The sequence below is a fragment of the Paenibacillus sp. FSL R7-0216 genome, from assembly GCF_037969915.1.
GTDB lineage: Bacteria > Bacillota > Bacilli > Paenibacillales > Paenibacillaceae > Fontibacillus > Fontibacillus rhizolycopersici.
Genome location: NZ_CP150222.1, coordinates 5,126,555 through 5,152,995 on the forward strand (window position 1 = coordinate 5,126,555; position 26,441 = coordinate 5,152,995).

Annotated in this window: 20 protein-coding genes and 1 pseudogene; 2 read left to right on the forward strand and 19 right to left on the reverse strand. The window is 45.1% G+C overall.

From position 1 onward, the window contains the following. The first annotated feature begins 8 nt into the window (after nt 1–8). Complete coding sequence (locus MKZ15_RS23695) at nt 9–827, forward strand: SDR family NAD(P)-dependent oxidoreductase (RefSeq protein WP_339818752.1); 819 nt, start codon at nt 9–11, stop codon at nt 825–827. Here MKZ15_RS23695 and MKZ15_RS23700 read toward each other — a convergent pair. The 12 genes and pseudogenes from MKZ15_RS23700 to MKZ15_RS23755 all read right to left on the reverse strand — a co-directional run. Further along, nucleotides 827–1,048, reverse strand: a pseudogene (locus tag MKZ15_RS23700) (tRNA-binding protein); the annotation flags it as partial. The gene MKZ15_RS23695 and the pseudogene MKZ15_RS23700 sit on opposite strands and share 1 nt — an antisense overlap. Nucleotides 1,049–1,100: 52 nt before the next feature. After that, entirely contained in the window at nt 1,101–1,424 is a 324-nt protein-coding gene (locus MKZ15_RS23705; protein WP_025720756.1) for a putative quinol monooxygenase, read from the reverse strand. A gap of 29 nt (nt 1,425–1,453) precedes the next feature. Beyond that, entirely contained in the window at nt 1,454–2,545 is a 1,092-nt protein-coding gene (locus MKZ15_RS23710) for an FAD-dependent monooxygenase (protein ID WP_339818756.1), read from the reverse strand. A 17-nt stretch (nt 2,546–2,562) separates the two neighbouring features. After that, nucleotides 2,563–3,411 carry an SDR family NAD(P)-dependent oxidoreductase gene (locus MKZ15_RS23715; protein WP_339818758.1) on the reverse strand — a complete coding sequence of 283 codons (849 nt, stop codon included), beginning with the start codon at nt 3,409–3,411 and terminating at the stop codon, nt 2,563–2,565. Nucleotides 3,412–3,742: 331 nt separating this feature from the next. Then, nucleotides 3,743–4,318, reverse strand: coding sequence for a TetR/AcrR family transcriptional regulator (locus tag MKZ15_RS23720; protein WP_339818761.1), 576 nt, complete (start codon nt 4,316–4,318; stop codon nt 3,743–3,745). Between the two features lie 246 nt (nt 4,319–4,564). Beyond that, complete coding sequence (locus MKZ15_RS23725; RefSeq protein WP_339818764.1) at nt 4,565–5,509, reverse strand: alpha/beta hydrolase; 945 nt, start codon at nt 5,507–5,509, stop codon at nt 4,565–4,567. Nucleotides 5,510–5,547: 38 nt separating this feature from the next. Further along, a complete protein-coding gene (locus MKZ15_RS23730; RefSeq protein ID WP_339818767.1) occupies nt 5,548–6,510 on the reverse strand; it encodes a YafY family protein in 963 nt (320 codons plus the stop codon). Between the two features lie 279 nt (nt 6,511–6,789). Next, nucleotides 6,790–8,529: an ABC-F family ATP-binding cassette domain-containing protein gene (locus MKZ15_RS23735; RefSeq protein WP_339818769.1), complete on the reverse strand. Its 1,740-nt coding sequence runs from the start codon at nt 8,527–8,529 to the stop codon at nt 6,790–6,792. A gap of 223 nt (nt 8,530–8,752) precedes the next feature. Further along, nucleotides 8,753–9,247 (reverse strand): DinB family protein, encoded by a 495-nt coding sequence (locus MKZ15_RS23740; protein WP_339818771.1) that lies wholly within the window; start codon nt 9,245–9,247, stop codon nt 8,753–8,755. Between the two features lie 6 nt (nt 9,248–9,253). After that, nucleotides 9,254–10,030 carry an RNA polymerase sigma factor gene (locus MKZ15_RS23745; RefSeq protein ID WP_339818773.1) on the reverse strand — a complete coding sequence of 259 codons (777 nt, stop codon included), beginning with the start codon at nt 10,028–10,030 and terminating at the stop codon, nt 9,254–9,256. After that, nucleotides 10,030–10,452 (reverse strand): VOC family protein, encoded by a 423-nt coding sequence (locus MKZ15_RS23750; RefSeq protein WP_339818776.1) that lies wholly within the window; start codon nt 10,450–10,452, stop codon nt 10,030–10,032. Before MKZ15_RS23750 ends, MKZ15_RS23745 begins: the two co-directional genes overlap by 1 nt. A gap of 227 nt (nt 10,453–10,679) precedes the next feature. Further along, entirely contained in the window at nt 10,680–11,276 is a 597-nt protein-coding gene (locus MKZ15_RS23755; protein ID WP_193417575.1) for a dihydrofolate reductase family protein, read from the reverse strand. A 353-nt stretch (nt 11,277–11,629) separates the two neighbouring features. Here MKZ15_RS23755 and MKZ15_RS23760 point away from each other — a divergent pair, with 353 nt between their 5' ends. Then, on the forward strand, nt 11,630–12,541 hold the full coding sequence (locus MKZ15_RS23760) for a GNAT family N-acetyltransferase (RefSeq protein WP_155604575.1): 912 nt from the start codon (nt 11,630–11,632) through the stop codon (nt 12,539–12,541). A gap of 673 nt (nt 12,542–13,214) precedes the next feature. On the opposite strand, the gene MKZ15_RS23765 is transcribed toward MKZ15_RS23760, so the two are convergent. The 7 genes from MKZ15_RS23765 to MKZ15_RS23795 form a co-directional block, all read right to left on the reverse strand. After that, nucleotides 13,215–15,023 (reverse strand): DUF2357 domain-containing protein, encoded by a 1,809-nt coding sequence (locus MKZ15_RS23765; RefSeq protein WP_339818779.1) that lies wholly within the window; start codon nt 15,021–15,023, stop codon nt 13,215–13,217. Then, nucleotides 15,007–17,010 carry an AAA family ATPase gene (locus MKZ15_RS23770; RefSeq protein WP_339818781.1) on the reverse strand — a complete coding sequence of 668 codons (2,004 nt, stop codon included), beginning with the start codon at nt 17,008–17,010 and terminating at the stop codon, nt 15,007–15,009. Before MKZ15_RS23770 ends, MKZ15_RS23765 begins: the two co-directional genes overlap by 17 nt. Before the next feature lie 11 nt (nt 17,011–17,021). After that, a complete protein-coding gene (locus MKZ15_RS23775; protein ID WP_339818784.1) occupies nt 17,022–18,083 on the reverse strand; it encodes a hypothetical protein in 1,062 nt (353 codons plus the stop codon). A 672-nt stretch (nt 18,084–18,755) separates the two neighbouring features. Next, complete coding sequence (locus MKZ15_RS23780) at nt 18,756–19,940, reverse strand: GIY-YIG nuclease family protein (RefSeq protein ID WP_339818786.1); 1,185 nt, start codon at nt 19,938–19,940, stop codon at nt 18,756–18,758. Beyond that, complete coding sequence (locus tag MKZ15_RS23785; RefSeq protein WP_339818788.1) at nt 19,941–22,025, reverse strand: DEAD/DEAH box helicase family protein; 2,085 nt, start codon at nt 22,023–22,025, stop codon at nt 19,941–19,943. Next, nucleotides 22,022–24,802: a DNA methyltransferase gene (locus MKZ15_RS23790; RefSeq protein WP_339818790.1), complete on the reverse strand. Its 2,781-nt coding sequence runs from the start codon at nt 24,800–24,802 to the stop codon at nt 22,022–22,024. The genes MKZ15_RS23785 and MKZ15_RS23790 overlap by 4 nt, the downstream gene beginning before the upstream one ends. 246 nt (nt 24,803–25,048) lie before the next feature. Beyond that, nucleotides 25,049–25,474, reverse strand: coding sequence for a hypothetical protein (locus MKZ15_RS23795; RefSeq protein ID WP_339818792.1), 426 nt, complete (start codon nt 25,472–25,474; stop codon nt 25,049–25,051). Nucleotides 25,475–26,441 lie beyond the last annotated feature (967 nt).

The following is a 26,441-nucleotide window of genomic DNA, read 5'->3' on the forward strand; positions in this document are numbered from 1 at the left end:
AGTATACCATGGATAAAAAAGTTTGGTTCATCACCGGGGCCTCTCGCGGTTTAGGACGCATATGGGCAGAAGCCGCACTCACGCGTGGCGATAAAGTTGCAGCTACCGCCCGCAAATTGGAGGACGTTGCCGATTTGAAGGAACGTTTCGGAGACCTCGTTCTTCCCATGGCACTCGACGTAACGGATGCTGAGCAGGTTCGCCAGGTCGTTCAGCAGGCTCATTCCCATTTCGGCAAGCTGGACGTTGTCCTCAATAATGCCGGTTACACCTTGGTCGGAATGGTCGAGGAGGCAAGCGAAGCCGAGGTCCACGCTCTGTTTGATGCGAACTACTTTGGTTATCTTCGAGTCATCCAAGCCGCCTTGCCATTGCTGAGAAAGCAGGGTAGCGGGCATTTGCTCAGTGTTTCAAGCTCCCTTGGGATCGAAGCAAGGCCGCTCATCGGCTTCTATTGCTCCTCCAAATGGGCGATCGAAGGACTCCACGAAAGCCTGGCGCAAGAGGTCAAGGACTTTGGGATTAAGGTAACGCTGCTCGAACCCGGTGCCTATGCGACCGAGTTTGGCGCTTCAGGTAAGCGAGTACCGGAAATGGACGTCTATGCCGATGTACGGAGGCAGGTGTTCTCGCGTCTATCCAGCGAAAAACGCGGCAACCCTCAAGCGACGGCAGAAGCCGTTCTCAAGATCGTGGACGCAGCGGAACCCCCACTACGATTTGCGCTCGGTTCGGAAGTCTTGCCTGTGGCGCGCGACATCTATGCTGAACGTCTAGCTATCTGGGAAGCCTGGGAGACGGTCTCGAATGCAGCGCAAGGAAGTTAACCAACCAGCTTTCTATTGACGTTTCCTATAATTTGCTTTCCTACAATTTCATCAACCTTGTAACGCTTAGTTATTTGTGCACTTGAGGATTTCATCCCGATCTCCGGTCCAAAATCAATCTTAAGCTTTATCGCAGGGACCTTTGCTTCTTCAAAAAACTCCGCTTCCTTAATCGTTCCGACACGAATATCTAGTGCTGCAAAATCATCGATCGTTGCCAACGTTTTACCTCCTCCTCCACAGGACTTTATAAGTTCCGCTCGGTGTTGCATTCTACTGCGCTGGGCGAAACGGCTGCAGGAGTCGAATCCCTTCCTCAATGGATCCCTCCATCAGTTCTAAGAGCTGGGGCACCAGTTCCTGCATCCGGGGGGCGCTCAGGTGCCGATCGAGGGCATCCCGGTTTTCCCAGCGCTCGTAGATGATGAATGTGCCAGGCTGGCCTTCTACCTCGTGAGCCTCGTAGTCAATGTTGCCCAAGTCGTTGCGCGACGGGGTGACAGCCGCAGTCATGAAAGCCTTCATCTCGGCTTCTCTCCCTGCCTTAGCTCTCGCCTCCCAGAGTACAGTAACGTAAGGGTTCTTTGTATCGTTCATGCTAATTCCTCCTAAGTTGCACGCTATTTTTAAGCACGTCCAAAAGAACGATTAAAGCCTTGGCCCGCAAGAACATCTTGACGAACCACATCTAAACGGCGTGTTTGGTATTCACCCAAAGCTCTTGATATCGAATTCGGATACTGTTTAATGGAGTCCATAATGGCAACCGTATCATCAAGCGAGTCATTAAAGCCTGCGCCTGTCATTGGTGACATGGTATGAGCTGCATCGCCGATCATGGCTATTCTTCCTTTTGACAATATATTAGGGATGTATTCATTCACAGGCGCCCCGATTAAACTGCGGTCCTTAATCGCGATTTGCATAATGGCATCATCTTCTTTACTCCAATTGGCCCGGCTGGTTTGTAATAGTTCTTCCAGCAGCGAATCGGGAATAGCTTCACCGTATAAGGAATGCTGGGCAATCCCGTCCTTTAACACGCCTAACTCAGTCAGCAATTGATTATGCGAATGATCAAACCAGCAATAACCTATCCATCGCTGGCCAGGATCGGTTCCCCCTTTTTTACCTGGCATCACCGCAGTTGTCAATGTACCGGCGGCACTATGGTTGAAATAAGCACTCGAAAGTTGCCGTTTTTTCCAGTCTTTCTTTGGCAGCAGTTCTTCGTCCACCTTCCCTACCCAAACTAGATAGCCGGCATAATCTGCAAATGGTTTGTCAGGATTTAAATAGCGGCGGACAATACTGCGATATCCATCTGCGCCAATCAAAAAGTCACCTTTAAACGTCTGCCCCTCTTCACTGGTAGCCCAAGCTGATGATTCATTTTGCCCAACCCTAACAATTCGTGTACGGTGCTGAAGGGTAATGCCAGGTTCTTTAGCAACCGCATTGCGCAAACGTTCTTGAATGGCTGACCAGGCTTCAACATTGTTATTACCCTTGGATGCCAAGTATCTTAATTCTCGTTCAATTTTACTCTTACTATAAGGCTTTGTTTGTAAACGAATAAAAGCCCCATTTCTTAATGATGAATCTGCACGTTCAAGAATGGTAACTGTATAACCAGAACGAGACAACGCAAGCCCCATCATAAGACCACCTAAAGATCCACCTACAATAATGGCATGTTCAGACTGTTTTTGTGACACCATTTGTCCTCCCGTTACTACAGTTTCATCTGGCTGCGTAGCATCCGATCGAGAAGTTTGTCTGGGAGAATACGAACCAGTCGGGTCAGCAGTGCCGAATCGCGACCAGCTGTATAGCGGGTGCGTGGCTTCTTTTCGTGGATTGCGCGTGAAATCACTGCTGCCACTTTCTCAGGACGGATCCCGTCCTTTGCCCACATTTCAGCCTGAGCCTTCACGGCGTCAAAAAGACGATCATGACGCCTATGCTGGTCCGGCGTCATCAACTTGGCCAGCCGCTCCGCTGTCGCAATCCCTTGCTCCGTTAGGCCCGTGCTGACACCACCCGGTGTGATCATGATTACCTTGAGGCCAAACGAGGACATCTCCCTGCGGAGACTGTCATTGATCGCTTCCATCGCATACTTTGCAGCCGAATAAATTCCGAAACCAGCCATGGAGACCTTGCCCCCAAGCGAACCGATATTAACCACGCGTCCGCCGCTGTTCAGCAAGGCCGGGGTAAGCGCCTGAATAACCGCGACCTGCCCGATCACGCTGACTTCGAACTGACGGCGAAATTCATCGAGCGGAACCATCTCAAGAGGTGCATTAACGGCGATGCCGGCATTGTTGACCACTGCCCGCAAAGGGCGACCAAGCGGATCTTGCTCCACCCTTTCGGCCAGCGCCTTTAGTGTGTCGACCTTGGTAACATCGACGATCACCGGCTCGATATTTTGGCGTTTGATTTTGTCGGCGTCTTCCTGACGACGAACCCCCGCCAAAACGTGAAATCCCTCAACGGCGAGCTGCTCAGCGGTAGCCCTACCGATGCCGCTGGACGTACCTGTGACGACGACCAGTTCTTGCGTTTTGAATGACATAGTAACCCTCCAAGGTTTGATAAGATATGGATCACGGTATAGCACTGTTATACCAGCATTATAGCATCGCTATACAAAGCTGTCTATAGCAGTGCTATATCTATTTTTGAAGTGTTGTCCTGCGGTCCGAACATCGTTTTGGCGGCGTCGCGTGATGCACTCGGCGCTCACGAAGTACCATGGCACAAATCTAAGAGAACTTATGCTCGCATCTTCCAAACCTAAAAAAGATCGCCATCCTACTGGAGGTCCAGGTTGGATAGGCGATCTTTTTATGCGTCTTCTAATAATTAATGCTCTGCCTGGGGGCTCCAGGCGCTGTCACCCAATCTCATTTCGAATCGGCGTTCGGCCTTTGAATCAAAATGATCTGCATTACGCTTTCCCGAATAAGATCAACGACGTCCGGTTGAGGTGGGGGTGTCTTGCGAATCTGGGCCGTCACATACAGCCAAGAGGCCGTATTCGCGGAAGCCCAGACCAAATCTGCCGCAGCCTGGGCTGACACAGCCAGTTTGCCCTCGGCATCGACTCTCTGAATATTTTGCACTAGTACTTGGTGCGAATGCTCTGCCGCCTCGATATGGGCGCCCTCGAGCAACCGTCCCATCATCGCCGCATAAATCCGAGGACGGGCTGCCGCGAAGCGGACATAGTCATCCCATCCTTGGCGAAGAGCCATCTCTGGAATGGTGGACTCCACCGCGGCAATCTTGCTTTCAAATAACTGTTTGAACGCTTCCACTATAGCTGCACTCAGGAGTCCATCGGCATTGCCGAAATGATGGTAGAGTGTAGGAGCCGTAACCTGCGCGATCGTAGTTACGGCTCGCGTCGAGAATTGGGCTCCGCCCTCCTCTTCGAGTACCTTAAGAGCAGCTGCCAATATTTTGTCATATGTGTTCATACGTCCATTATAGCAGTGCTATATGCATATGTCCATGACGAAGGTTGTACGCCCATGACCATAATCCCTGTATTGGTGACCCGATATTCTGCTCAAACATCACGGTAGGCTAACCTACACACTAGTTCATAGTGAAGTCGCAATAATATGGTTTGCCCTACTTGTGATACGGTTCACCATATCATCTATAGAGCGAAATCGAGGGCACCCAGAGGAGCGCCCTTCGTAGTAGTTAAAAGCAGAAATTCAACGGTTTTCACCATTTTTGAGGGAACCGTCGCCGCTGGCCATAAATTCCTGTAATACGGACACAACCTCATCGGGCTGTTCTTCAGGTGCCCAATGCCCGCAATTCGAAATAATCCTTCCTGTTACCTTATGAAGCCCCGATTCGCGAAGTCCTCTAAGATAGTTCTCTAGAATAGCGTGTTCCCGGTCGCCCCTTAAATAGAGAACGGGTGTAGATATAGAATCTTTAAAATTCATATTGTCCTTCTCATCTTGCGGAAAGGATCGATACCACTCCAATCCGGTTTTAAGGGCTTCCGGCCTGGTATAGGCTTCAACGTACTTCGCTCTTGCGTATTCACTGATAGAACCTGGTTTAGCGGCAATCGCATCGTAGAAGTAAGCAAAGTAATCGGAGAGGTTCCCGCTTATTAGTTTTTCCGGCAAGTCCGGAATAGCATGAAATGCGAAGTGCCAAATATACGGGTTTCTCTTCACTTCACTCCAAGGATCTATACCGGGTATGGCGACATTCATAATAACAGCACGAGCAAGCTCGCCCGGAAAAGCATGGAGATATGCATATACAATTTGCCCGCCTACATCATGACCAACCAAAGTAGGTTCAATTAAGTTTAGTTCCTTAACGACACCCCGCACATACTTGGCTATATTGCGCTTATCGTTTGATATCAAAGGCGTAGTTGAATCTCCGATTCCAGGCAGGTCTATCGCAACAACATGATAGTTCTCGCTTAGCGGAATCATGATTGCCTCGAATTCCGTCCAATTCTGCGGCCAACCGTGCAAAAACAAAATCGCAGGTTTTTGCTCCGTTCCTCCAGTAACCACATGAATCGCTACGCCTTCTCTCTCTACTTGTCGATGCCGGAACAGCTTACTAGGGGCCTCATCGCCTGCCATTTGTTTATTCCCTCCCTTAATGAAGAACTCTTTCTTCATTCTAGGATAACTTCACTGACAATTCCCGGTAGTGAAGATCATTCTTCATAAAAAACAATAAGATCTTGCAGAATGGTCTGTACTGTATTTTTAAAACTAGTCGGTTCAAGCACCTTTATCGTCTTCCCATAGGGAAGCAAAAAATACGGAACGTATTTATGAATGATCTCTTCGTCCAGTAAAAAACGCGCTTGGTTGGTCGTTCTTTCGATAAGATAGTGTTGCATAAACCAATTGTGGCATAGATCATCCAAAGATGCCTCCCTGCCCTCAATAATCACGCAAGTGGGTCCTTCACCTTCTCCTAAATCAGGTAGCAGCCTTTCCAGGAAAAAAGAACGTACCGAGAAAGCCGCCGGACGTTTAAATCCAAACTCCGTTCGTTTCACACTGATGATTCGGTCCGCCCTGAAGCTACGAATCTCATTCCGGAGCTGACAGAAGGCAACCGTATACCACTTATTGTTCCAATAAACCACTCCATACGGATCAACGGTCCTACTCTTCGGTTGTTCTTCCCTGCCTGAGCGATATTCGATCTCAACCGAGTATTCATCGGCAGCCGCTTGCTCTATTTCTGATAATATTTGTTTAGCTACGAGCTCATTACTACCGCTTATCACTTCGAATCCGGTCAAATGCCGATTAAGCTCGCTGAGCTGTTCTTGATTCGAATACGATTTCAATTTTAAAACTGAATGGTTCAATGCTTCATCAAAAGGATAACCTGCCCCTTGCGCAAAAACAGCAGCGTGAAGAAGCGCCTTTTGCTCTTCCATGCTGAACAGCAGGGGTGCTCGGATGAAATCTTGCAGCAACCGATAACCGCCATGATGGCCTGATTCGGAGATAATCGGCACCCCGCTGGCACAAAGCGCATCGATATAGCGGTAAACTGTTCTTATGTTTATTTCTAACTTTTCTGACATCTGCTTTGCTGTGATTTGGGCGCCTGTATTCAGCATCCAGAGGATGGATAGCATATTTCCATTTTTGGACATCGCATGATCTCCTTTCTCTAATCATTGGGATACATGTAATCATATCGCGTGATAAGCCACTTCGCTGCGCTCGGAATGCTTGCAGTAATAATTTCGCCCTACTTATGCTACGGTTCACCGCAACACTCTAACGGCGAATTTTTACAGTATATGGACTATTCATTACTTAATTTTACCAGTCCATAGTGAATTCAATAAGTATGCAGTAAAAAGACACTGAGAGATTATTCATCAGTGTCTTCTTTGGCCTTTTTCTACCGTCACCATGAGCGTTGCCGTCTAAAGCTGCTTAATGATGTCTTCCAACTCGTCGACCAAGCCTTTTGCCGTTTCAAAATCCGTATTTTTCAAAGCTAGTTCGATCTGCATTTCAATGGCCTTTTTCTTTTGTTCCTTTTCCAAATAGTCTTTATCAAAATGACTGGCGTAGATCATCTGTCTGAATTTCCGCATACTCATTTTTCTAATCGTCTTGTCGTCAATGATCAGCACATAATCCATGCCGTTTACGACTGAATAGAAATCGTGGGAAATCATCAAAATCGCGCCTTTGTAGTCTTCGATGGCTTTCTCCAGCGCAATCTGCGTATAGAGGTCCAAATGGCTGGTCGGTTCATCAAACAGCAGCAGGTCGGCTTGACTACCAGCGACTTTAGCCAGTTGAAGCAGGTTTTTTTCTCCACCGGATAAGGATTGGATCTTCTGATCCAGGATTTCGCCTTCAAAGCCGTAGTTCGCAAGATACGCTCTAATCTCGTCATACGTTTTGAACCCAGCGTCGATGAATTCATTAAGGATCGTATTCGAGTCTTTTAGCGTTTCGTCTTGAAGCTGCGATAAATAAGCCACTTTCACACCTGCATTGATTTCGATGGAGTCATGGTTGTTTTTGAAGATTTCGCGGAGCAAAGTCGTTTTCCCTGTGCCGTTCGGGCCGATGATCGCGACTTTATCTGTAGATTGGATCTCGAAATTAACGTTGTGCAGAAGCAGCTCGTCGAAGGTCACGCTGTAATTGGCAACCTTTACAACAGTGGCGTCTTCCACTTCACGATCGAGATCAAACCGAATATTCGGCTGCTTGATCTCGACAAACGGCGCTTTGATTCGGCGTGCTTCCAATCTTTCCTGAAACTTAACTCTGGCTTTTAACGCCCTTCCTCTGGACGCGTCTGCAACATTCGTTGCGATCTCTCTAAGATTGTCGATGATGTGATCGTATCGCTCGATTTCTTCGGCTTCGGCGATCGCGATTTCTTGCAGCTCAATCTTGGTCTGAAGCAGCGAGAAGTTATAATCAATATACCGCCCGTCAAACTCCTGGATCTCCATGTTTTCGAGGTGGATGATTTTATTGAAGCAATGATTCAACAGATAGCGGTTGTGCGTAACGACCAGCAGCATGCCTTTGTGGGAATTGATCAATTTTTTGAGCGCATTGAGGTTTTCAAAATCCAAAAACACATCCGGTTCGTCCATAATCATCAAATCCGGGTTGCCGAGCATTTCCTTCATGACTTGAATCAGCTTGAATTCCCCGCCGCTCAAGGAAGTTACTCTGGCGTCTTTCAGCTTCATCAGATTGGCGAGATTCAGCTGCTTATTAATCGAGCTTTCGAAATCATCCCCGCCTAATGCATCGAGTGCGTCCAATGCCGATTGATACTTTTCCATCAGCGAATCCATATCCGACGTGGTTGCCATTTCAGCATAAATCGCGGTGAGTTCGTCCTGGATCTTGATAAACTCTTCCCCGATATATTCAAAAACGGTCATTTCTTTCGTTTTGTCCACCTGCGAGAATTGGCTAACGTACCCGATTCTACAATCCGGGTCGATCTCCAGCTTGCCCTCGAACAAATGTCTTTCCGGGTCCATCAGCATCTCAATCAGTGTACTTTTCCCGCTGCCGCTCGTGCCGATAAAGGCACAGTGTTGGCCTTCTTCGAGCGTGAAGGAAATGTTTTGATAGAGTTTTTTTTGCGGGAAAGAGAAGGATAGATTATCTATTTTAATCATGGTGTTACCTTTCTGAATCGCCATAACGGCGGGTATTGTGGGGTGTGCGGCAGCGTGTGAACTTAAGGTTGCCGAATTTCAGATTAACACTGTTTGGTGGGGAGTACAATTAATAGTAGGTTTTACTCTTGCTTTGGAATTTTCTTCGCTAACTTTGCTAAAACCTCAAGGCCTCATGGATCCTCGCGTTATCATCGATTCGCCTTTATTCAGTCTTTGGGATTTAGGTAAAGAGTCCGCCTAAACGATCGTCAGCAGGAGGCGGGTAACCCAAGTGTCTTGCCATCGTTACAATTTGACCTCTGTGATGAAATTCGTGCGTCTCCGCATGAGTTAACAGCAACAATGGAGTGGGTTCCTTCGGGTAACCCTGCCAGCTCTCGTCTTGCTCGATCGATTCATACCAATGATCGTCAAATTCACGTAAGAAGACTTGCACCAATTCATCCACTTCCGCAAATCTCTTACGAACGAACTTCACGTCGGCAGTCTCATGTACGTACACATCCCAATGATCATTTAATTTCCTGAACGCGAAAGATTCCAGCCAATACCTATAACAATCGACGACATGAAGATGGGTTCGAATGATCGTTCCATACCCAAATTCGGGAACCGGTTGATGCAGGATTTGTAGAGGAAGCTCCTCTAAAAACGCAAGCATATCTTGTCTAGCGGATCTGATCCAATCATATTGTTGCTGCAACAGTTTTAACAATTGCAATCACTCCTCGATCTCAGAATGATACCATCCTTCCTGAAATGGCAACTTCCCGGTTAACACCAATACATTGCCGTCTGGATCTATGATCGTAAAATAAAGCGTGTTTCCGCGCCATTCGATCCGATCCACCAGAGCTCCTTCATCAATCATCGTCTGGTACGATCGGAATATGGCAAAAGGGTCTGCACGGCGAAACCCGTCTACTAACGCTTCGAACACCTCGATGCTAAGTCCGCCACGCGGAGCAGTGAGCACGGAATCATCCCAATATTCGGGATGGCGTTCCACGGCCGTCTTCAGCCTCGTCCTCGCCCGCTTCAGAGCCGCCTTGACCGAACCCTCGGATTGTTTGAACAGCACTCCCGTTTCCCTCGCGGTAAAGTGAAATACATCGATCAGCAAAATAAGCACGACCTGCTTAGGTTTGAGCCGCTCGGACAACAGCTCAAGCGCCTCCCGTACATCCCATTTGCTCCATTCGTCATAGGAACTGCTTTGCTCCTCGATTTGTCCGACCAGAGGCTTAAATTTGCGGCTGCGGCAAATATCCACCCACGCGTTGGCGGCAATTCGAAACAAGAAAGGCTTCGAAATTTCCCTGCTCGGAAATCGGGTATGCCAACGATAGGCTTTAATCAGAGACTCCTGCAGTAAATCGTCCGCATCCCACGCCGAGCCCGCCTTAGCCAGACAATAGCGTCTTAGATCACTTTGCAGCGGAAGTGTCATCTCCGCAAACGTCTCATATCCCGCGTCCGGACAACCCCCTTGCGGCACTATTGCCGCTTCCTAAAATGATTCTTGTGATCAAAATATGGCGTTTGTCCTGTCTCTTCTACAATATCAACGGGATTTCCGTCCAGATCGAATGCTTGGAAAAACGTGTGTTCATCCTCTTCATAGATTTCGCTTAATTTCGCCCCTTTCGCCTTAAGCTCTCTATACGAATGATTAATATCATACGAGGTGAAATTGAAATAAGGCATCTGGTGTTTGCCGGTGTAGAATTGGACAGGCTGCGTTTTGTCCACTTTCCATAATAAAACCAATGTCTGAGCGTTAGGGAAGGCGAGTGCGACTCGATAATCGGTCTGCTCAATCTTCTCCAGATCGAACATTCGAACGTACCACTCCTCCGAACGAGCGATATCGGTCACCGGAATAAAAATACTAGATACAAACGAGACGATTTTTTCCATATTGATCAAGCACTCTCCTTTAACCTCATTTTCAATCTATTAACGATAAAAATCCATAAATAGATACGGGTAAGCAAGATTTTGATCATCACAAATTTTATATTTTTAAACCACCTCTATAATTGGACCCCGGCAAAATTTCGCCCTACTTTTCGCCCTACTTATGATACGGTTCACCGCGTTGTCTGTATCGGCAAGTTAGTCCCTTTCCTTACTTATACGAATCGTTAAAAACTTCCGGTTTCAATTTCACCTGCGCGCTCGTAATTCACAACTATTACGCCATTAGGGGTAACTGTGCTTTCAGTTACCTTGAATGCCGCCGGGATCGTACCCCCAGCGAACAATCGCTTTCCACTGCCCAAAGTTACCGGGTAAATCATCAGCCAGAACACATCGATCAAATCATACTTCATAAGCGTCTGAATGAGATCACTACTTCCCCATACGTGCAAATCCGGCCCTTGCTGTTGCTTGACTCGGGTAATTTTCTCTACAATATCTTCGCTTAATAACACGGACGGCTTCCATTCCCCGGATGTCAAGGTATTGGAGGTTACATACTTAGTCGCCTTGTTAACCCCTGGCCATACGTCCGCATGCTTCGGCCAGTATGGCGCCCAAATTTCATAGGTTTTTCGCCCTAACAACAAGTCGAAGGGCATATTCATCTGCCTGCTCAGGAGCGTTCCAAGGATCTCGTCAGAGTAGGGCGCTACCCACCCGCCATACGCGAAACCGCCACTGTTATCTTCGTCTGGTCCGCCTGGGGCTTGAATGACACCATCAAGGGAGACGTGTTCTAGCACAATAATTTTTCTCATGATGGAGTACCTCCAATCGCTGGATTATTTTAATTGCTTTGGTTTTTTCTTTTACATTTATTTGACGAAATCCAACCGCAAGATTCATCGGTCAAGTAAGCAAATTTTGTCGCTGCTTTGCCACATATCAGGCAAAAGCAGGTACCTGCACACAGATATCAAACCTAAGCTCGGAAAGGAATTCCGCAAAAAAACTAGCCGTTACTTGTGATACGGTTCGGCGCACTGTTTGTAACGGCAAGTTTGTTTAAAATTTTTTATATTCCTGATTTATCCAATTATTGATATGATGTGTTTGATCTTGAGCCGGTTGGTGTAGGAAATGGATCAATTCACACGAAAGCGGTGAGGATGTGAACGTCAAATTTCGCAGTTACCAGACAGAAGATTTCACGAAAATCCGTAACATGCTTGTTACCAGCTTCGAAGAATCAAACAGTTTAGGTAATTGGCTTATCGACAGATGGAACTTCTGCAGAATGGTCAGCCATACTATGCATGAAACGTTCGACACTTGGGAAAAAACAGTGGGAGTTTGGGAAGATGAAACCGGTATGATCGTCGGGGTCGTTAACTCGGAAGGTGAAAAGAGAGGTGAAGCCTTTTTTCAAATCAGATTCCCTTTGTCTTCGGCGATACTTGAAGAAATGTTCGTTTTTGCAGAGAGTACCTTAACTGTACAGGACAAGGGGTGTCGAGTCATACGTTTACAAATTCCAGATGGTGACTCCATACGGGAATCCATCGCACAGTTGAGAGGCTATAGAAAAATGGATTGGGATGACACCATGTCAATTCTTTCTTTACATAATCTAGAACTAGGGTCAGTTGAACTCCCCGAAGGTTATCGTATTCAATCCGGACCGGACGTTTCGAGTGAAGCAAAGGCCCTTGCTCATGCCAAAGCATTCGGTTACTTTGAAGAAGCTCGTGATCGAACTGTCCCCCTAGCTTTCGAACGGATGAAGTTAGCTCCCGATTATCGACCGGATTTGGATCTGTCCGTCGTCGACACATCAGGAGAAGTCGTTTCATTCTGTACGCTATGGTTCGACAGCCAGAATCAGCATGGCGCTTTGGAACCCGTCGGGACCATAGCTACTGCTCGTAAGAAAGGGCTAGCTCGAGCTGTCATTACGGAAGGACTCCACCGGATCGCTGGATACGGGGCGAAATCCGCTTACGTCGGATCCACTATGGACTTCTATAAGAAACTTGGCTTTGAAGCTGTTTTTAGAAGCAATGTCTGGGAAAAAACCTTTTGAGACTAGCAACAAGCATACCCCTACTTATGATACGGTTCACCGCGCCGATCTAAAGGTAACGTGTGGATACGAAAAGGGGCTACTAAAAAGGAGGAGAAAAGGTATTCCTTGTATTTATACTAAGGTAAACAAATACTGATGCTATACCACTTTTTGAACACCCCAAACGGGGCTCTTGCTAACCATGATCAAATTGAAGCAATGATTAAGGATGGATTGCAAGCCAGCGAACATTCAGTACAGCTAACAACTTACAATTTGATCCTTAAGGAATCCCCAAAGTTACTCCCCCAAAAGATTTGCGTGATTATAATACCGTTCACCTTGGCGGGGCTAACGGCGAAGAGTGAATGTAGTTGTCCCCACAGACAGACACAACAAGCAAATATTGATACTGTGACGTTCGATACGAAACATTAACATAAGCGTAACTAAAGTGCAGAATGAATAGTTTTATCGGTTTGAATAGACCAATACTTGTCCCCATTTGGAAACTGGGCATTAAAGTATGTATGTTCTGACTTCTACGATACTGGACCACAGTCGTGCCTAGTTTGCGCACAAGGCATTGTCTCACAAAATTATAGCCCGGTTGTATCCGAGAGATAAAGAAGAAGGACTGCTCATGCCTGAGCAGTCCTATGCTTCTCTAAATAAGACCATCCCCAACGACTTACATAAAACTCTCACTATCTTGCAAAAGTTGATTAAGAACGCGTTCAAACTCGCCAGCCACATGCACATTGGTATCTCCCGGGCTAAGTGGGATCAATCGCAAACTGTGATCATCCGAAGAACTCGAACTTTCTTCGCGTCCCTCTTTGACTGGGTAGAACGCCCATACTTCCGCTACTGGACTGAGCCGTTGCAACGGCTTGATGTTGAGTCTGTCCTCGCCAAAAAGAAAATTAGAGCGACTGTCACTGTAAGCAATCAATTGGCTCATTTCGCGGGTACGCGCAATCGAGTTCACCCTGTCATTCTCCCAAAAGTTGTGTCTTGGACGATATTTAAAATCCATCATAATGGATCCGCAGTATGTCCCTTTTCTATATACATCAATTCGGCCATCCGGACGGTTATATTGCTGCCGAACATAGAGCGGATGTACAAACATTTGTGTTTCTCTGCTGGTTAAAGGGACAGCACAATCATACACGAAGTGCAGCTCGAGCTCGTCCCTCTCCAGAATCACTCGTTCTCCTGCAGGTAGCGATGGGATTAACATACCCTCACCGTTAAAGTATAGGTTGTAAATCCATCCCCGAATAGGGCTAAACTCCAGCTCCTCTTCTAAAATCCGTAGCAGTTCCACATAACCCCACATTTCATAAAGCTTATCTGTACGTTTCCATTGGTAGGAGTACAAAGGATCAAGCGTAATCTCTAGCTCATCATCTTGGAGTTCCCGATACAGCATATAAATAGAACGGTACCGTGCATCCTTCGTTAGTACATATGGTACAGTAATGAGCGGCTTCTCATGCAACTGATCGTACCAGTGTGCAGAGGTAATAAGTTGAAAGCCTATCTTCATCCGTTGCACCACCTCTAAATAGTTCTGGAGCTCGTGAAACACTTTACTCTTCTGCTCTAGAACAATCTTTGTACTATCTTGAAATTCGAACGGCTGTAGCTGGTCGATCTCATCCTGTAGATTTGCAGAATAGTGTTCTACTGAGAGCACAAAATCATTCAGTACCTTTATTAGGTGTCGTATGATATGTTTTATCCATATATTCTCAGGCAAATTATAATCTATAGTTCGTACGGGTACTTTAAGATAGCCCTTAACCTCTGGGTGCTTTAACCGATGCCTCACTGTTACTTCGTCGATAACGTTCGCTCGATCGGACCGGACAACATCATATTCCTTACGCATTCGGAAATTGACCTTTGTATAAAGATCACTAAGCGCCGCCATAACATTTGGGAAATGCTTCGAGATAATCATGAATTGCATCAGCAACCGAGGCGGCAACGATTTTCCTAGTTTTTGACCCTTACCAATCTGCTTGCTAATAAAATCAAGCGCAAGCCCTCGGATAACACCCTCCAGTTGTTCGCGCATGACGTCTAACTGGTTATTCGAAAGCTGTTTCGGTTGGATTGTGAAAGGGGCATACCAAACTTTATCTTCAATCTCGATTCGAATTTGATATGTCCCTGGTATCAAAGGATAGTAATTTTTAGTAAATAGGGAAATACCCCCTTCATTTGGGAATAAAAAGGCCTCACCTTTCTCATCAAACTCAACCCCTCGGTAAGGTATTGTCTCCAACCCGTACATATATAGTCTGGCTTTTTCATTGGATGAAGTAAATTCGATCGCAATCTCGAGGTTCTCAATAAGCACCACCGAGGGCTCTTCAATGTGCTCATAAAAACCCTGTTCATTATAGTAGAACCGATGTACTGTTTCCAGCTTATGGCCTACCTTAAAGGATAGCTCAAATGGGAGTTGGCTAAATGGAGTAGCCATTAATTCTCAACTCTTTCGCTTTATGAATCAGTACATTTCTTGTTTCTGCAAAATCGGAAATGTCCTTGTATTCGTTCAATATCTCGAGGATTTTACTACTTATCACTTCATCGTTCGTATCAACCTTCCCAATTAAGTCCTTCAACAAGCCTTCCGGGCCCCTAAGCTTTGTAAAGATGCGCTGAACCACTTGAATGTCCAAAGCTTCTCTCCTAGAGATGTAAGGATTATCCGGCAAATTACGAATATATATATCGATTTGACGAACAACTCGAGGGCCAACACCAAGATTTTTATTCGACTCTTGAAGCATTTGATGCATCGTCCAGAGGAACTCCGCCTCCCGATCACTTAACGTAAAACCTTCCGTCTGGCGAAATTTGTTGTATTCCTCAAAAGAATAGGAAGTCTTTCGTCCCTGAGTTTTCCGCTCTTTTTGACTCAAATGTTTTAGACCGGTATACGGTAAAACATCTAATGAAATAACATTCGCACGATCCAAGACCTTATCGGAGAAATGATACGTCGATTCGTCAATGTTAACGGTCCCCACGAACATGATATTCTCTGGAATTGTAAGAACTGGCTCATATTGTGCTGTGTTATACAATCTGCCAGTTAAATCTTCGTTGTAGAGTCGCAAGAATCGACGCTGAGGTTCCATCTCAAGGACAGATAAGAACTGAGAAAAGTAGTGCTCTACCCGAGCCAAATTCATCTCGTCAAAGCAAATCAGATACAGTTTGCTCTTTCGGTTTTCTTCCTTCTGCGCTTGAATCAAGTTGTTAATCAACCCAGAATCCCCTGGACGATATACCATGTTCATGGCATCGACGTACCCGATCAAATCAGAATCATCGGTCCATGAAGGGCGCACCGGAATGATGACAAATTGATCATCATTATCCAAACCCAGGGCACGGGCATAGGACTGGACCAACCTTGACTTTCCCGTCCCACTCATCCCTGCGATGATGTTGAGCGTATTCGATTTCATAGCAGTGTGGAAATTGTATAGATCCCTTTCGGAGTACTGCAAACCCATTTCTCTAGTGACTTGAATAAAATGATCCATAAACCGATACTCTTCGTTATCCGTGTAGAATAAAGTGTCTGCCTCATCCTCCGTTAGCTCCTTCAATACTGCATTTGATACTGCCGGAGTGGCCTCTTCCTTGTTTCTCTCCACAGGTGTCTCAGCAACCACCGTTGCTGCGGCCGTGGCAATCTCCAACGTTGCGTCCTGGAAACTATCAAGCGGAGTTGCTACTTCCATGAAAGTGCTCATATTCTGATATATGTTTAGTGGAATAAACATTAATGTAGGGTTTTCTGGCGTCCCATAGCAATCTTCTAACCAATCATCCTCAAATTCTCTCATCTTTAGCTGCCCAGTTATATTTAAGCAGTACCCTCCATGAGCATACTGATGTTTATCAAACTCCCCAATTATACTGTACATATCTCTCTGCTTCCAAAGAACAAACTGTGGGGTATCATCTGGCTCGGTCGAAATGCTTTCAATTCTTCCGACAAACTTATTATTTAATATTTTTTGAATAAAATCATCCCAAGAACAATCATGCCTTTCCTCACTAAAGACAGGAACAGGAATGAATGTGGTCCCGTGAACATAACTATCAGACTTCCGGATGAGCCGCACCTCTTTGCCCACATAGATCTCATTGTGATTCGGTAGGACTCTCTTCAGGGGTCTAAATATAACCATGTAATCATCTAAAAATCGCTCCAGCTTTTCCTTCCGTTCGTCGTCAGGCCGATAGTAATCATCTTCAAAACCGTATCTTGCCAAATCACTTGAATAACAAGTAAATAAGTTTACATTTGGGAATCCATAGGGGGTATCGGAAATCAACCTCACGAAAAATTGCAGTGAGTTTTGAGAGTTTATGATAATAGGTCGTCTCTGTATTTCTTCTTCGGTTGCTAGTAGTCCTACAAAATCTACATTCCATTCTTTATTCATGAAGTATTACCTCACCTTTTATTAATATGTGCTTGGAGCTCTACTAATGTTGCAAACTCTTTAATGTTGTTGTTTGGAAAGGCATTTCGTAGTTTACGCTGCTTTGGTGGAGAAATCTGAAAGGATAACATCCAAATCTCATCTGCTTGAGATTCTTGATGAAGGAAATCCTCAACTTGGTTGTTTCCCACCAATTCAACTGCGTATCTTGGTGTCTGTAATAGGGATTCATTAATATTTTCACCTAACAGTACAACCTTCATTTTATTTGTTGTCGGGTTGACAGGTTGTGCAGGTAGTTTGTTGGCTCTCGTTGTTTTCATTTCAACCTGTTTGGTTAAATCTCTTATCTCTACTTGAAGCTCATCCACCTCTCCCCTTAACCTATCAATAGCATCCTTGTGTTCAGTTATTTGTTTATTTTTATTTTCTACTTCTGTATTTAGTGTCTTTATTTCTTCTATGAATCTTTTCCGTTCCTTTTTCCATTCTTGTATCTCTGCTTTTCTTTTCTCTCTAAGCTCCTTCAAGGTCTTTTCGAGTTGGCACGATTTATCCTTTTCTTTGGAAAGCTGTTCTTCCAACTCCAGAATGAATGTATCAGCAAAGCGAGTGTCCTTCTCAATAATTTTGTGTTCCTTCTGTAAGTCTGATATGGAATCTGTTTGCGGCTCATACTGTGAAAGGTTCCTTTGTTCCGAAGTCGAATTAAAAAGACTTTCTGCAAGAACGACCTGTTCCGCTTCCCCCGTTATCAGAGCAAGCAGGACATCAGCTAATTTGTATTTCTTGTTATCAATAAGCCCCTTAAGTTCTTCTGAATTTTTTACTCTAAGATCTGTAACGACCTCTTCGGTTAACATTTCATTGATATGTTTTTGCAACTCTTTTTTAAGTTTAACGGCCTTGGTTCCCTTCTGTAATTCATTAACAACTTGAGGTCTTATTTGCTTAATGTTGTTTCTTGTAATCTCCCGAAAACCTTTTACTTTACAGGCAGTTGTACTGGCCAAATCGTATAATACCGCATCTTCTTGTTCGGTTAGTACCCATTTCATCATTAATTTGTTCATGATCCCACCCACTTCTTTAACATAGGCCTCTAAATATCACCCTACATGAGTAATTTTCAAAATGATTTAACAATAAGACCCTAGCAAACTTCAAACTAATTATTTTTAATATTTCCTTTTGTATGCAGCCTAAACACCCACCTTCATCAGCCTTATATTTAACATTAATTAGAGCCATAAAGCGGTGAGCAAACCCTTTAAATGTCATTACTGAATAGTTCTATAAACCCATCTAAAGTTCCTCTCTGAGAACTATCTGTAAATGGTCGTTATTCGAAAATATAATATGGTAAATGATATCTCAGGAGTCCCTAATGAAAATCACTATTACGTAATGCCGACCCCCCCTATAAATTTGTTTTGTTTTTGAGTCTAATGATAATGACTACTTCCTCGTAGACGAAGAGACAGATGAGTATAACAGCTGTCCTTACAAATTAAACTCAAAAACAAGCGGATACATGAACTTCACTTAACTGTTTCAAAAGAGACTGCTGCCCGTATTAAAAAAATCCGCGCTGAGTGGTTAAATTTGTTTTACATAAAATAAATAAGCTGCTCCAATGGAACAGCTTACGTTTCAAATCCAAATATTCATTAATTTTGGCAAATTATACTCAATTTTCTTACAGGTTTTGCTGAGTTCACACACAATATGTGAGAAACCCAACTTTACTGAGCAGACCCAACCAAACTGGCTGTCCTTGGATCATAAATCACATTAGTAATCGAGCCGTCCCGAATACGACTCACCGCTTCGTCAATCACGTGTAGCGGCACGAGAAACCATTCCTGTGGCCGTACTGGATGGCCAAAACGGTCATGAATAGTAAGGTCAAGTTGAGCGGGTGCAAAGATTCGGTGGAGTAGCCCTTCCAGCTTCCTACGGTTGATGCCGGCCAATTTGTATGAAGCAACAACCTCAACATCCGCCAGCAAATAGGTGCTATCGTGAGCCGCATTGGCGATACGAGTTTCTACTTCACCTCCCGTAACTCCAATCTTGTGAATGAGCTCGCGGTGCTCCGAAACGAAGGGATGATTGGATAAGCTGCGAAGGACATAAATAGTACCGCTTTCGATATCGCCTTCATCCCAAGTCTCGCTGAACAGAGGCCCTAAATCAGGATCAGTCAAGCGTCGACCTGTGTCATCTTTATATAATGCACGTTGCAAGGACCTGAGCAATAGATTACTTTCGGTTCCGTTTGAGTAGATGACCCTAAGCCGCGCATCTGGATGACCATTTGAAGCCTTAAATTCATTACCCTTCTCAGCCACATAGACTAGTTGTCCGCCCAGAACAAAGAAGTCGCCAACGTTAACACTCGCGTCCCTACCAAATGGTCGTACTTGTCGAATGCCAGATTTGAGTTCAATCTCAGTCTTTTCGAACAGAGGCCGAAAATTGTCAAAATCCTCGCACTTCTCACGATTTGCGATTTCTTCCGCAACCTGTATTTCAGCACGGGAGCGAACATGTCGCAATTCTGTAATGTCTGTTGGAGCAATAGATCCTTCCAGTTCGGCAAGTAGTTCATCATCATCCATTGACTTTATTGGGTCGACCGGCTCAATTTCCACCTTAGTCAGTAATCCTTGACTATCAAGTGGAGCAAGAAGAGCTCGGCACTCCTCTTGTTCACGAAGGCGATCAAGTCGTACAGCGTAAAGCCTTTCAAAGATACCTTTATCTTCACCATGCTGTGGAACACGGCCATATTGCTTGATAAACTGCTGGATTTCCTCAAACCCGGCAATAATACGTTCCTCACGAGGTGTATAAGAGCGTTCCTTTACAATCTCATATTCCACACCAAGTTCTCTGAGAAGTTCGTCATCAGAAAGGTTAGACATCTAAATCCCTCCTCCACGACCTTCTGAGGCCTTCTGTTTTGCGGAATAGCGTTGCAAGGCTGCAACACCTTCCGCCATACGCTTCTCCCAAGGATCTTGCGCGTTTATGTCCGGTAGTCGACCGCGGTCCTTCTTAAATTGCACAGCCCGTAGGGCTAATGCTCTAGCCTCTTCGTAGGGTATGCTTACACGCTTAGCTGCAATAACAGCCGCTACCTGTTTCAAGCTATCCTCGCTTAACGCCTTGGCGAGAATCGCATATGCCTCACTGAATGGATTAATCCGGTCGATTAGATCAATATCCAGTTCACGCACATCCATCACGAACTTGCGAACTCCGTCGATTAGAGCAGTATTGGCAGTTGGCTCGCTACTCCCTTCCGTTCTCCCAAGTACAGTTTGCTTAGCCTGTTGCGCAAGGTTCAAAGCAGCGATGGCATGCTGACGAACCGCTTCCTGGTCCTCTTCTCCGAGTTCGGGATACTTCTCCTTAATAATCTTGCCCATCCGAACCTGAGTTAGCTCCTCCGGCACTATTTCTTCATCAAATAATCCGCGCTCAATGGTATTCTTGTCCTGAACGAATGTAGCGATGACTTCATTTAGGTCCTCTCTGCATATACGTACGGCTTCCTCACTTTTGGGCTCGGAAAGGCCCTTGATCTCGATCTGTAACTGACCTGTTTCTGGGTTAAAGCCGACATTACACTTCCCCGATTCATAACCCTCGTCTCCATAGTCAAAGCCTTGTACCGGACCACTCGCTGGATTCTTGGACTTGAACTCGAAGCGAGGTGAAAGGACCTGCTCCATCAACAAGCTGGCGGCAATGGCCTTTAGTGTATCGTTTACAGCCTCGGTAACAGCCAACTCAGACGCATCCGGTTCGGCAATCAGATTGGTAAATCGGGCTCGAAATTTGCCTGGCGCGTCGCGAGTTGCTCGGCCTATAATCTGCACAATTTCAGTGAGACTCGCACGATAGCCCACTGTAAGTGCATGCTCACACCAAATCCAGTCAAAGCCTTCCTTTGCCATACCTAGGGCAATGATAATGTCTACGTGATCACGGTTATTCTTATTTTCAGGATCTTTTAAAGCAGTAGCCACCCGATCGCGCTTGTTCGGGTCATCATCTACCAGGTCAGCGATCTGTAGGATTCGTCCGCTTGGCGTCTTAACCAACTGAAAGCCGGTCACAGCATCAGTCCCTTGCCATTCTCCCAGCTCCTCAATAATGTGCTCGACTTCCCTAATCTTATCTTTCGTACTCTCTCGAGAATTGACGTTCGGGATGTGGATGATGGTCTTCTCATTCGGATCGAGCACTTTAAGGATATCATCCGTATAAGATCCGGAGTAGAAGAAATAGCCGATGTCAAGTTGCTTCAGATACTCGTAACCGTTGAGCTGCTCGTAATAGGTATAGGTGACGGTATCAAACTTCGACTCGTCCTGCGGAGCCAACACTGCCTCAGCATCCCCCCGGAAGTAGGAACCGGTCATCGCCACGATATGTACGCGGTCGCGAGCTATGAACTGCCCAAGATGCAAGCCTAGTTTGTTATCAGGGTTAGCAGAAACATGGTGGAACTCATCCACGGCGATCAACCTGTTGTCGAACGCCTCTACTCCGAACTCATCGACAGCGAATCTGAAGGTAGCATGGGTACAAACCAATACCTTATCGTTGCTTTCTAGGAATGCACCAACTGATTTGACCTTGCCACCATTATCCGAACCAGGCGCGTTACATAAGTTCCATTTAGGCTCCACACTCCAATCGGCCCAAAAACCAAACTGACTCAACGGCTCATCGTTAAAGCTAGAACCAATTGATTTCTCTGGTACTACAATAATCGCCTGTTTAAGTCCTTGATTCTGAAGTTTATCGAGGGCGATAAACATCAGTGCCCGGCTCTTTCCGGATGCCGGCGGTGACTTAATAAGTAGATACTGTTCGCCTCGACGTTCATAGGCTCGTTCCTGCATCGCCCGCATACCCAGTTCATTGGCCTTAGTTGAGTTCCCGTTACGTACGTAGGATACAGAGATAGTTGGGATTGTTTTGCTTCCGTTAGTCATGCTTCTACCCCCTTCTTGCCCTTTATGGTATGTTTCTTAGAGGTGGTCTTCATGGTGTAAAGCTCAAACAGCTTTTCCAGACGTTCGGTGTCGTTTCGAAACCGACGACCAATATAAATGCGCTCCAATACTTCGTCGTTACGCTCATGTGCTTCGCGTAGATTAGCAGGCATGTTCTTGGGGTCATAGAGTTCGGCGATTGTCGCCGGGTAATGTGCTTCGCGGGCCAGCAGGATGTCCTCGGCGCAGCGGGTCAGATCTGCCTTATTCTTTTCAGTCAAAACAGGAACCGGAAACGTGTTCCAACCAAGGGTGTTTGAATAGCGAAAGTCAGTTTTTAACTTTCCGCAGACAGTTGCAACCCACACCAAGTGAAGTCGAGAGGCAATTATGGCCATGTTCCAAAGAGGGGCATCATAGATAGCGAAGGCTTGATTAGTTGTAACTGAATCCGAACCCTTTAAGTCTGTCGGTATATACTCCCGCCGTTCAGACGACACAGTCGGTACTAAAATCATATGACCTTTAGCAACATTGCGATCCCTGAATTGGTGCGGCCGTTTCGCGAGCTTGTTTAAAGAAGTATCCCTGCTTCTCAAACGATTCTCTCGCACCGCTTCAACTCGTTTATCGACCATAGGGTCACTCAAGGCCAGATCCAAAACATCATCATCAATCCAAAGGCAGAATCTTCTCAAGCCATTGATAAATTCTTGTGCTCCGAAGAGAGGCCGAATAATAGCCTTGAGATCGGGTCTTTGAGCCAATAATTCCGATGCCTCTAACGGGTTAAGTGTCAAATAATTCCCGTCCCCAGGATAGTTTCCATAGTTCATCTCTGCCAAATCCGAAATCGGGTTAGATAACTTGGACACTATTATATTTGGCCCGACCGCCAAATAGGGATTAATATTCTCGACTTCTTTAACAATCACCCCGTTGTCGTCTTGAATCGAAAATAACTTCCGCGTCTTTGCTGGGTGATTCGAGATTCCAATAACCACAACAGTCACTCCCGCATTGTGGCTGGCAAGGTTTTCCCACTTGAAGCTCGTATAGGCGAACACGATTTCGTGTCCCGTCCCGAAAATAAACGGCCAAAGGATCGGCACATGCTGGCCCTGACAGATAGAATTAGTAGCCACAAACGCGATAACAGCGTTGGTTCGTATACCGTAGTCTGCTGCCTTTATGAACCATCCGGCCACATAGTCAAGGGACTTCCAACTGCTCACGCGGCCTTCAAAAACCCGTTTCAAATCCTCCTTTTGTTCGGGTAATTGCTCACGTGCGCCTTTATAAGGCGGATTTCCGCAGATATAAGTCTCTCCACCTTCATTCTCGAAGTCAATCTCCGCTTGATCCAAAGGCGTGCTGAAAAGATCGTCGGTTTTGAGCTTAACACCTGTCCCAGTCGGCGGACAGACGCTAAGCCAATCTAACTGCAGAGCGTTACCGCAAGTAATCCAGTTATCGGAAGAGAGCGGCAAAAAATCGGCAAGTGCGAGTGTCGGACCACGATAAAGCACATCGCATTGGTATTCAGCGATGATGAGGGCGAGACGCGCTATCTCAGCTGAAAAGTCACGCAACTCAATGCCCCGGAAGTTAGTGAGGGGTATCTCACTTTCACGCCCATATTCACCCCGTCGTTCGTTTATGGTATTTTCAATCTCCCTCATCTGTTTATAGGCGATGACTAGGAAGTTACCGGAGCCGCAAGCTGGATCAAATACCCGGATCCTTGTTAGACGCTTGCGCAGGTTAAGCAACTTACGTGGGTTTTCACCAGCTGCATCAAGTTGTGCTCTCAAATCATCCAAGAAAAGCGGGTTAAGCACCTTCAAGATATTCGGCACGCTTGTGTAGTGCATGCCAAGCTCACCGCGCTCCTCGTCGTCCGTAACAGCCTGTATCATCGAACCAAAGATGTCTGGGTTTATCTTGGTCCAATCGAGACTACCAATGTTCAGAAGGTAGGCGCGTGCAATTTTACTAAACCTTGGGACATCTACACTACCGGAGAAGAGTCCTCCATTAACATAAGGAAACACGTCGGCCCAGCGTGGAAGTCTCACTTTTTCACGTTCAGGATTATTCATATTCATAGCCCGAAAGATTTCACTAATCACTTCATGAGTATTAGAAGCATCCGGTGCGCTCATCCGCTCAATAGTGTCGGTAAAAAGACGTGTCCCACTAAAGATGCCGGTATCTTCGGCAAAAAAACAAAATATAAGTCTAGCCATGAAGTGGTTCATTTCATGACGCCGTTCTGTTGTTCCCCACTGTGGATTATCCTTCAAGAGCTCGACGTAGAGCCGGTTCAAGCGGCCTGTTGCGCGGATATCGAAGGAACTTTCACGTACCTGCTTTACAGTTGTAATCCCGGCAAGTGGCAGAAAAAAGCCAAAATGATTTGGGAAATCACGATAGTTACAAACGAGCGGTGGATCATCAGAGTCAAGCTCTTCTGCATGGAAATCCACGCCATCAGTCGCAAGGATAAATCGTGCTTTCGACTTGATTGTGGCCCTACTCTCTTTAAGTAAAGCAATGGTCTTGGCAACCTCGCCAGGTTGAGCGACCGCGATATGAATGTTATTCGTCTGTAAAACTCCGCCTATATCCGACTTATTCGATTCCCTCGACCGTAGGCGCCTAATTGTCGTCTCCTTGTTTCCAAATGCCCTCAGGAAGGCATATGGGAACTCCTCCTTGTCAAAAGGCTGGTCGGCCAATTCGGAGACTGCTGCTTCAATTTCTACAGGGTTCATAGTTCTCCTCCTATTTCTGTCCTGTAACATGTAACACGTTTTATATTGATCCAACATTGGTAATGCTTGACTCCGAGCTCAATAAATATCTTTTTTTCTTTGAGTTGCCGTAAATCAACCTCTAAAAAAGTTTAGCATGATGCACCCACATGTCAATTAACTACATATAAACCGGTCCTTTTCTATAAGGGAAGAGAAAAATTAATACTGCATTCAAATATAATTTCAGATTAATAGCGGACTACCCTATTGGCGAAGTAATCTAATTTCCCCATTGAGTCTATCTAGCTCTTTAAATAATTGCCTTTTCTCTAATTGGAGACGATTAATTTGATTTTCTTTCTTTTCAAGAATCTCACGGAAACGGTCAATTACTTTATTATTAAAAACTCCAAACTTTGTTAAGCTGTCAAAATCATTAAAAACAATCTCTAAATACTCTCCTTGTCTATTCGTAATCGACAGGTTATTTTCTAATTCCAACTTACTGAGCGACCTCTTTATAGAATGTAATATAAATTCTTCCTGTTCTTTTTCAAACTCTAAACCCGAAACTTTATTCATTACGTCCTTCACTAATTTCTGAAATGAACAAATAACAAATCCGTACCTACTTGCTTCTTCTAGTAGCAATTCATAAACTACCCGATCAATTTCATTCCCATTATTCATCCTAACCACTCTCCATAATTTTTATTTTCAACCGAGAACTTTTCGCCGTCAGGCGAATGCCCTTTATCTCTCGTACCCGAAGGGTTGAGGCTCCTGAAACAAAAAAACTTCTCCAGTGAGACAGCTTATCTCTCAATTAAAAACGGCTTCAATTCCCACTTTAGATAACTTCTATATATCAGTTCCATAAATTGTTCTATTCATAAAAGCCATCTTGACCCAACCCCAATTATTGGTATACTTAAGTCGTAAAAAAGTATATGGCAAGACAAGTGGGCGGGCACATAGCCAGTCGAGGTCTCATCCACCTCTAAGGCGAAAGAAGTAATCCATCAACTTGGTAGGGTTGGGGTGGATTACTTCTTTTTATATTTTTATAAGATTACCGTAATAGATACATAATGTCCCTCGACAAAAAGTTATTTCATCTTACAACCATCATTTATCCTTAATTATATAACACGATACTTCTTGTTCTCTATAGCCAAAAGAGGTTACAATGCAATAGAACAATAATAGAAAAGTAGGAGTATTTCATCTTATATAAACTGTTTTCATATGAAATATAAAATAGGGAATTTAAACACAACCCTTGTCCTTCCTTATTATCGTCTGTATCAGTAAGTTAAGGATGGATGATCAAGTATTGCCTTTGCAATGAATCACAACAAAAACGTGATGGTAATCATAGGTTTATTTTGAAAGTACTCCGTGAACATTATGCGAACGTTCTGTGACAAGGTTCTTTTTCCCCAGGTTTTCCGGTATATAATATATATAAGGAACTTTTTTAGGACAAGAAAACAGGGTCCTGATTTCACAGTCCATATTCTTAATCAACAAGAAAATTGAAAAAAAAGAAACCGGAGCAAAAAACAATACAGTACTTGAAAAGGAACCTGGTAACAAAAATAATCACGCCTGTTCTTAATGACAAACAGGATACAGTGTTACCTTGTTAGAAGCA

What these genes read in the sequence shown, in the direction of transcription:
- MKZ15_RS23715 (WP_339818758.1), bottom strand. Translation starts at nt 3,411, where the DNA reads ATGTCATTCAAAACGCAAGAACTGGTCGTCGTCACAGGTACGTCCAGC.
- MKZ15_RS23790 (WP_339818790.1), bottom strand. Translation starts at nt 24,802, where the DNA reads ATGAACCCTGTAGAAATTGAAGCAGCAGTCTCCGAATTGGCCGACCAG.
- MKZ15_RS23770 (WP_339818781.1), bottom strand. Translation starts at nt 17,010, where the DNA reads ATGAATAAAGAATGGAATGTAGATTTTGTAGGACTACTAGCAACCGAA.
- MKZ15_RS23785 (WP_339818788.1), bottom strand. Translation starts at nt 22,025, where the DNA reads ATGACTAACGGAAGCAAAACAATCCCAACTATCTCTGTATCCTACGTA.
- MKZ15_RS23695 (WP_339818752.1), top strand. Translation starts at nt 9, where the DNA reads ATGGATAAAAAAGTTTGGTTCATCACCGGGGCCTCTCGCGGTTTAGGA.
- MKZ15_RS23765 (WP_339818779.1), bottom strand. Translation starts at nt 15,023, where the DNA reads ATGGCTACTCCATTTAGCCAACTCCCATTTGAGCTATCCTTTAAGGTA.
- MKZ15_RS23750 (WP_339818776.1), bottom strand. Translation starts at nt 10,452, where the DNA reads ATGGAAAAAATCGTCTCGTTTGTATCTAGTATTTTTATTCCGGTGACC.
- MKZ15_RS23720 (WP_339818761.1), bottom strand. Translation starts at nt 4,318, where the DNA reads ATGAACACATATGACAAAATATTGGCAGCTGCTCTTAAGGTACTCGAA.
- MKZ15_RS23735 (WP_339818769.1), bottom strand. Translation starts at nt 8,529, where the DNA reads ATGATTAAAATAGATAATCTATCCTTCTCTTTCCCGCAAAAAAAACTC.
- MKZ15_RS23795 (WP_339818792.1), bottom strand. Translation starts at nt 25,474, where the DNA reads ATGAATAATGGGAATGAAATTGATCGGGTAGTTTATGAATTGCTACTA.
- MKZ15_RS23755 (WP_193417575.1), bottom strand. Translation starts at nt 11,276, where the DNA reads ATGAGAAAAATTATTGTGCTAGAACACGTCTCCCTTGATGGTGTCATT.
- MKZ15_RS23705 (WP_025720756.1), bottom strand. Translation starts at nt 1,424, where the DNA reads ATGAACGATACAAAGAACCCTTACGTTACTGTACTCTGGGAGGCGAGA.
- MKZ15_RS23775 (WP_339818784.1), bottom strand. Translation starts at nt 18,083, where the DNA reads ATGAACAAATTAATGATGAAATGGGTACTAACCGAACAAGAAGATGCG.
- MKZ15_RS23730 (WP_339818767.1), bottom strand. Translation starts at nt 6,510, where the DNA reads ATGTCCAAAAATGGAAATATGCTATCCATCCTCTGGATGCTGAATACA.
- MKZ15_RS23725 (WP_339818764.1), bottom strand. Translation starts at nt 5,509, where the DNA reads ATGAAGAAAGAGTTCTTCATTAAGGGAGGGAATAAACAAATGGCAGGC.
- MKZ15_RS23780 (WP_339818786.1), bottom strand. Translation starts at nt 19,940, where the DNA reads ATGTCTAACCTTTCTGATGACGAACTTCTCAGAGAACTTGGTGTGGAA.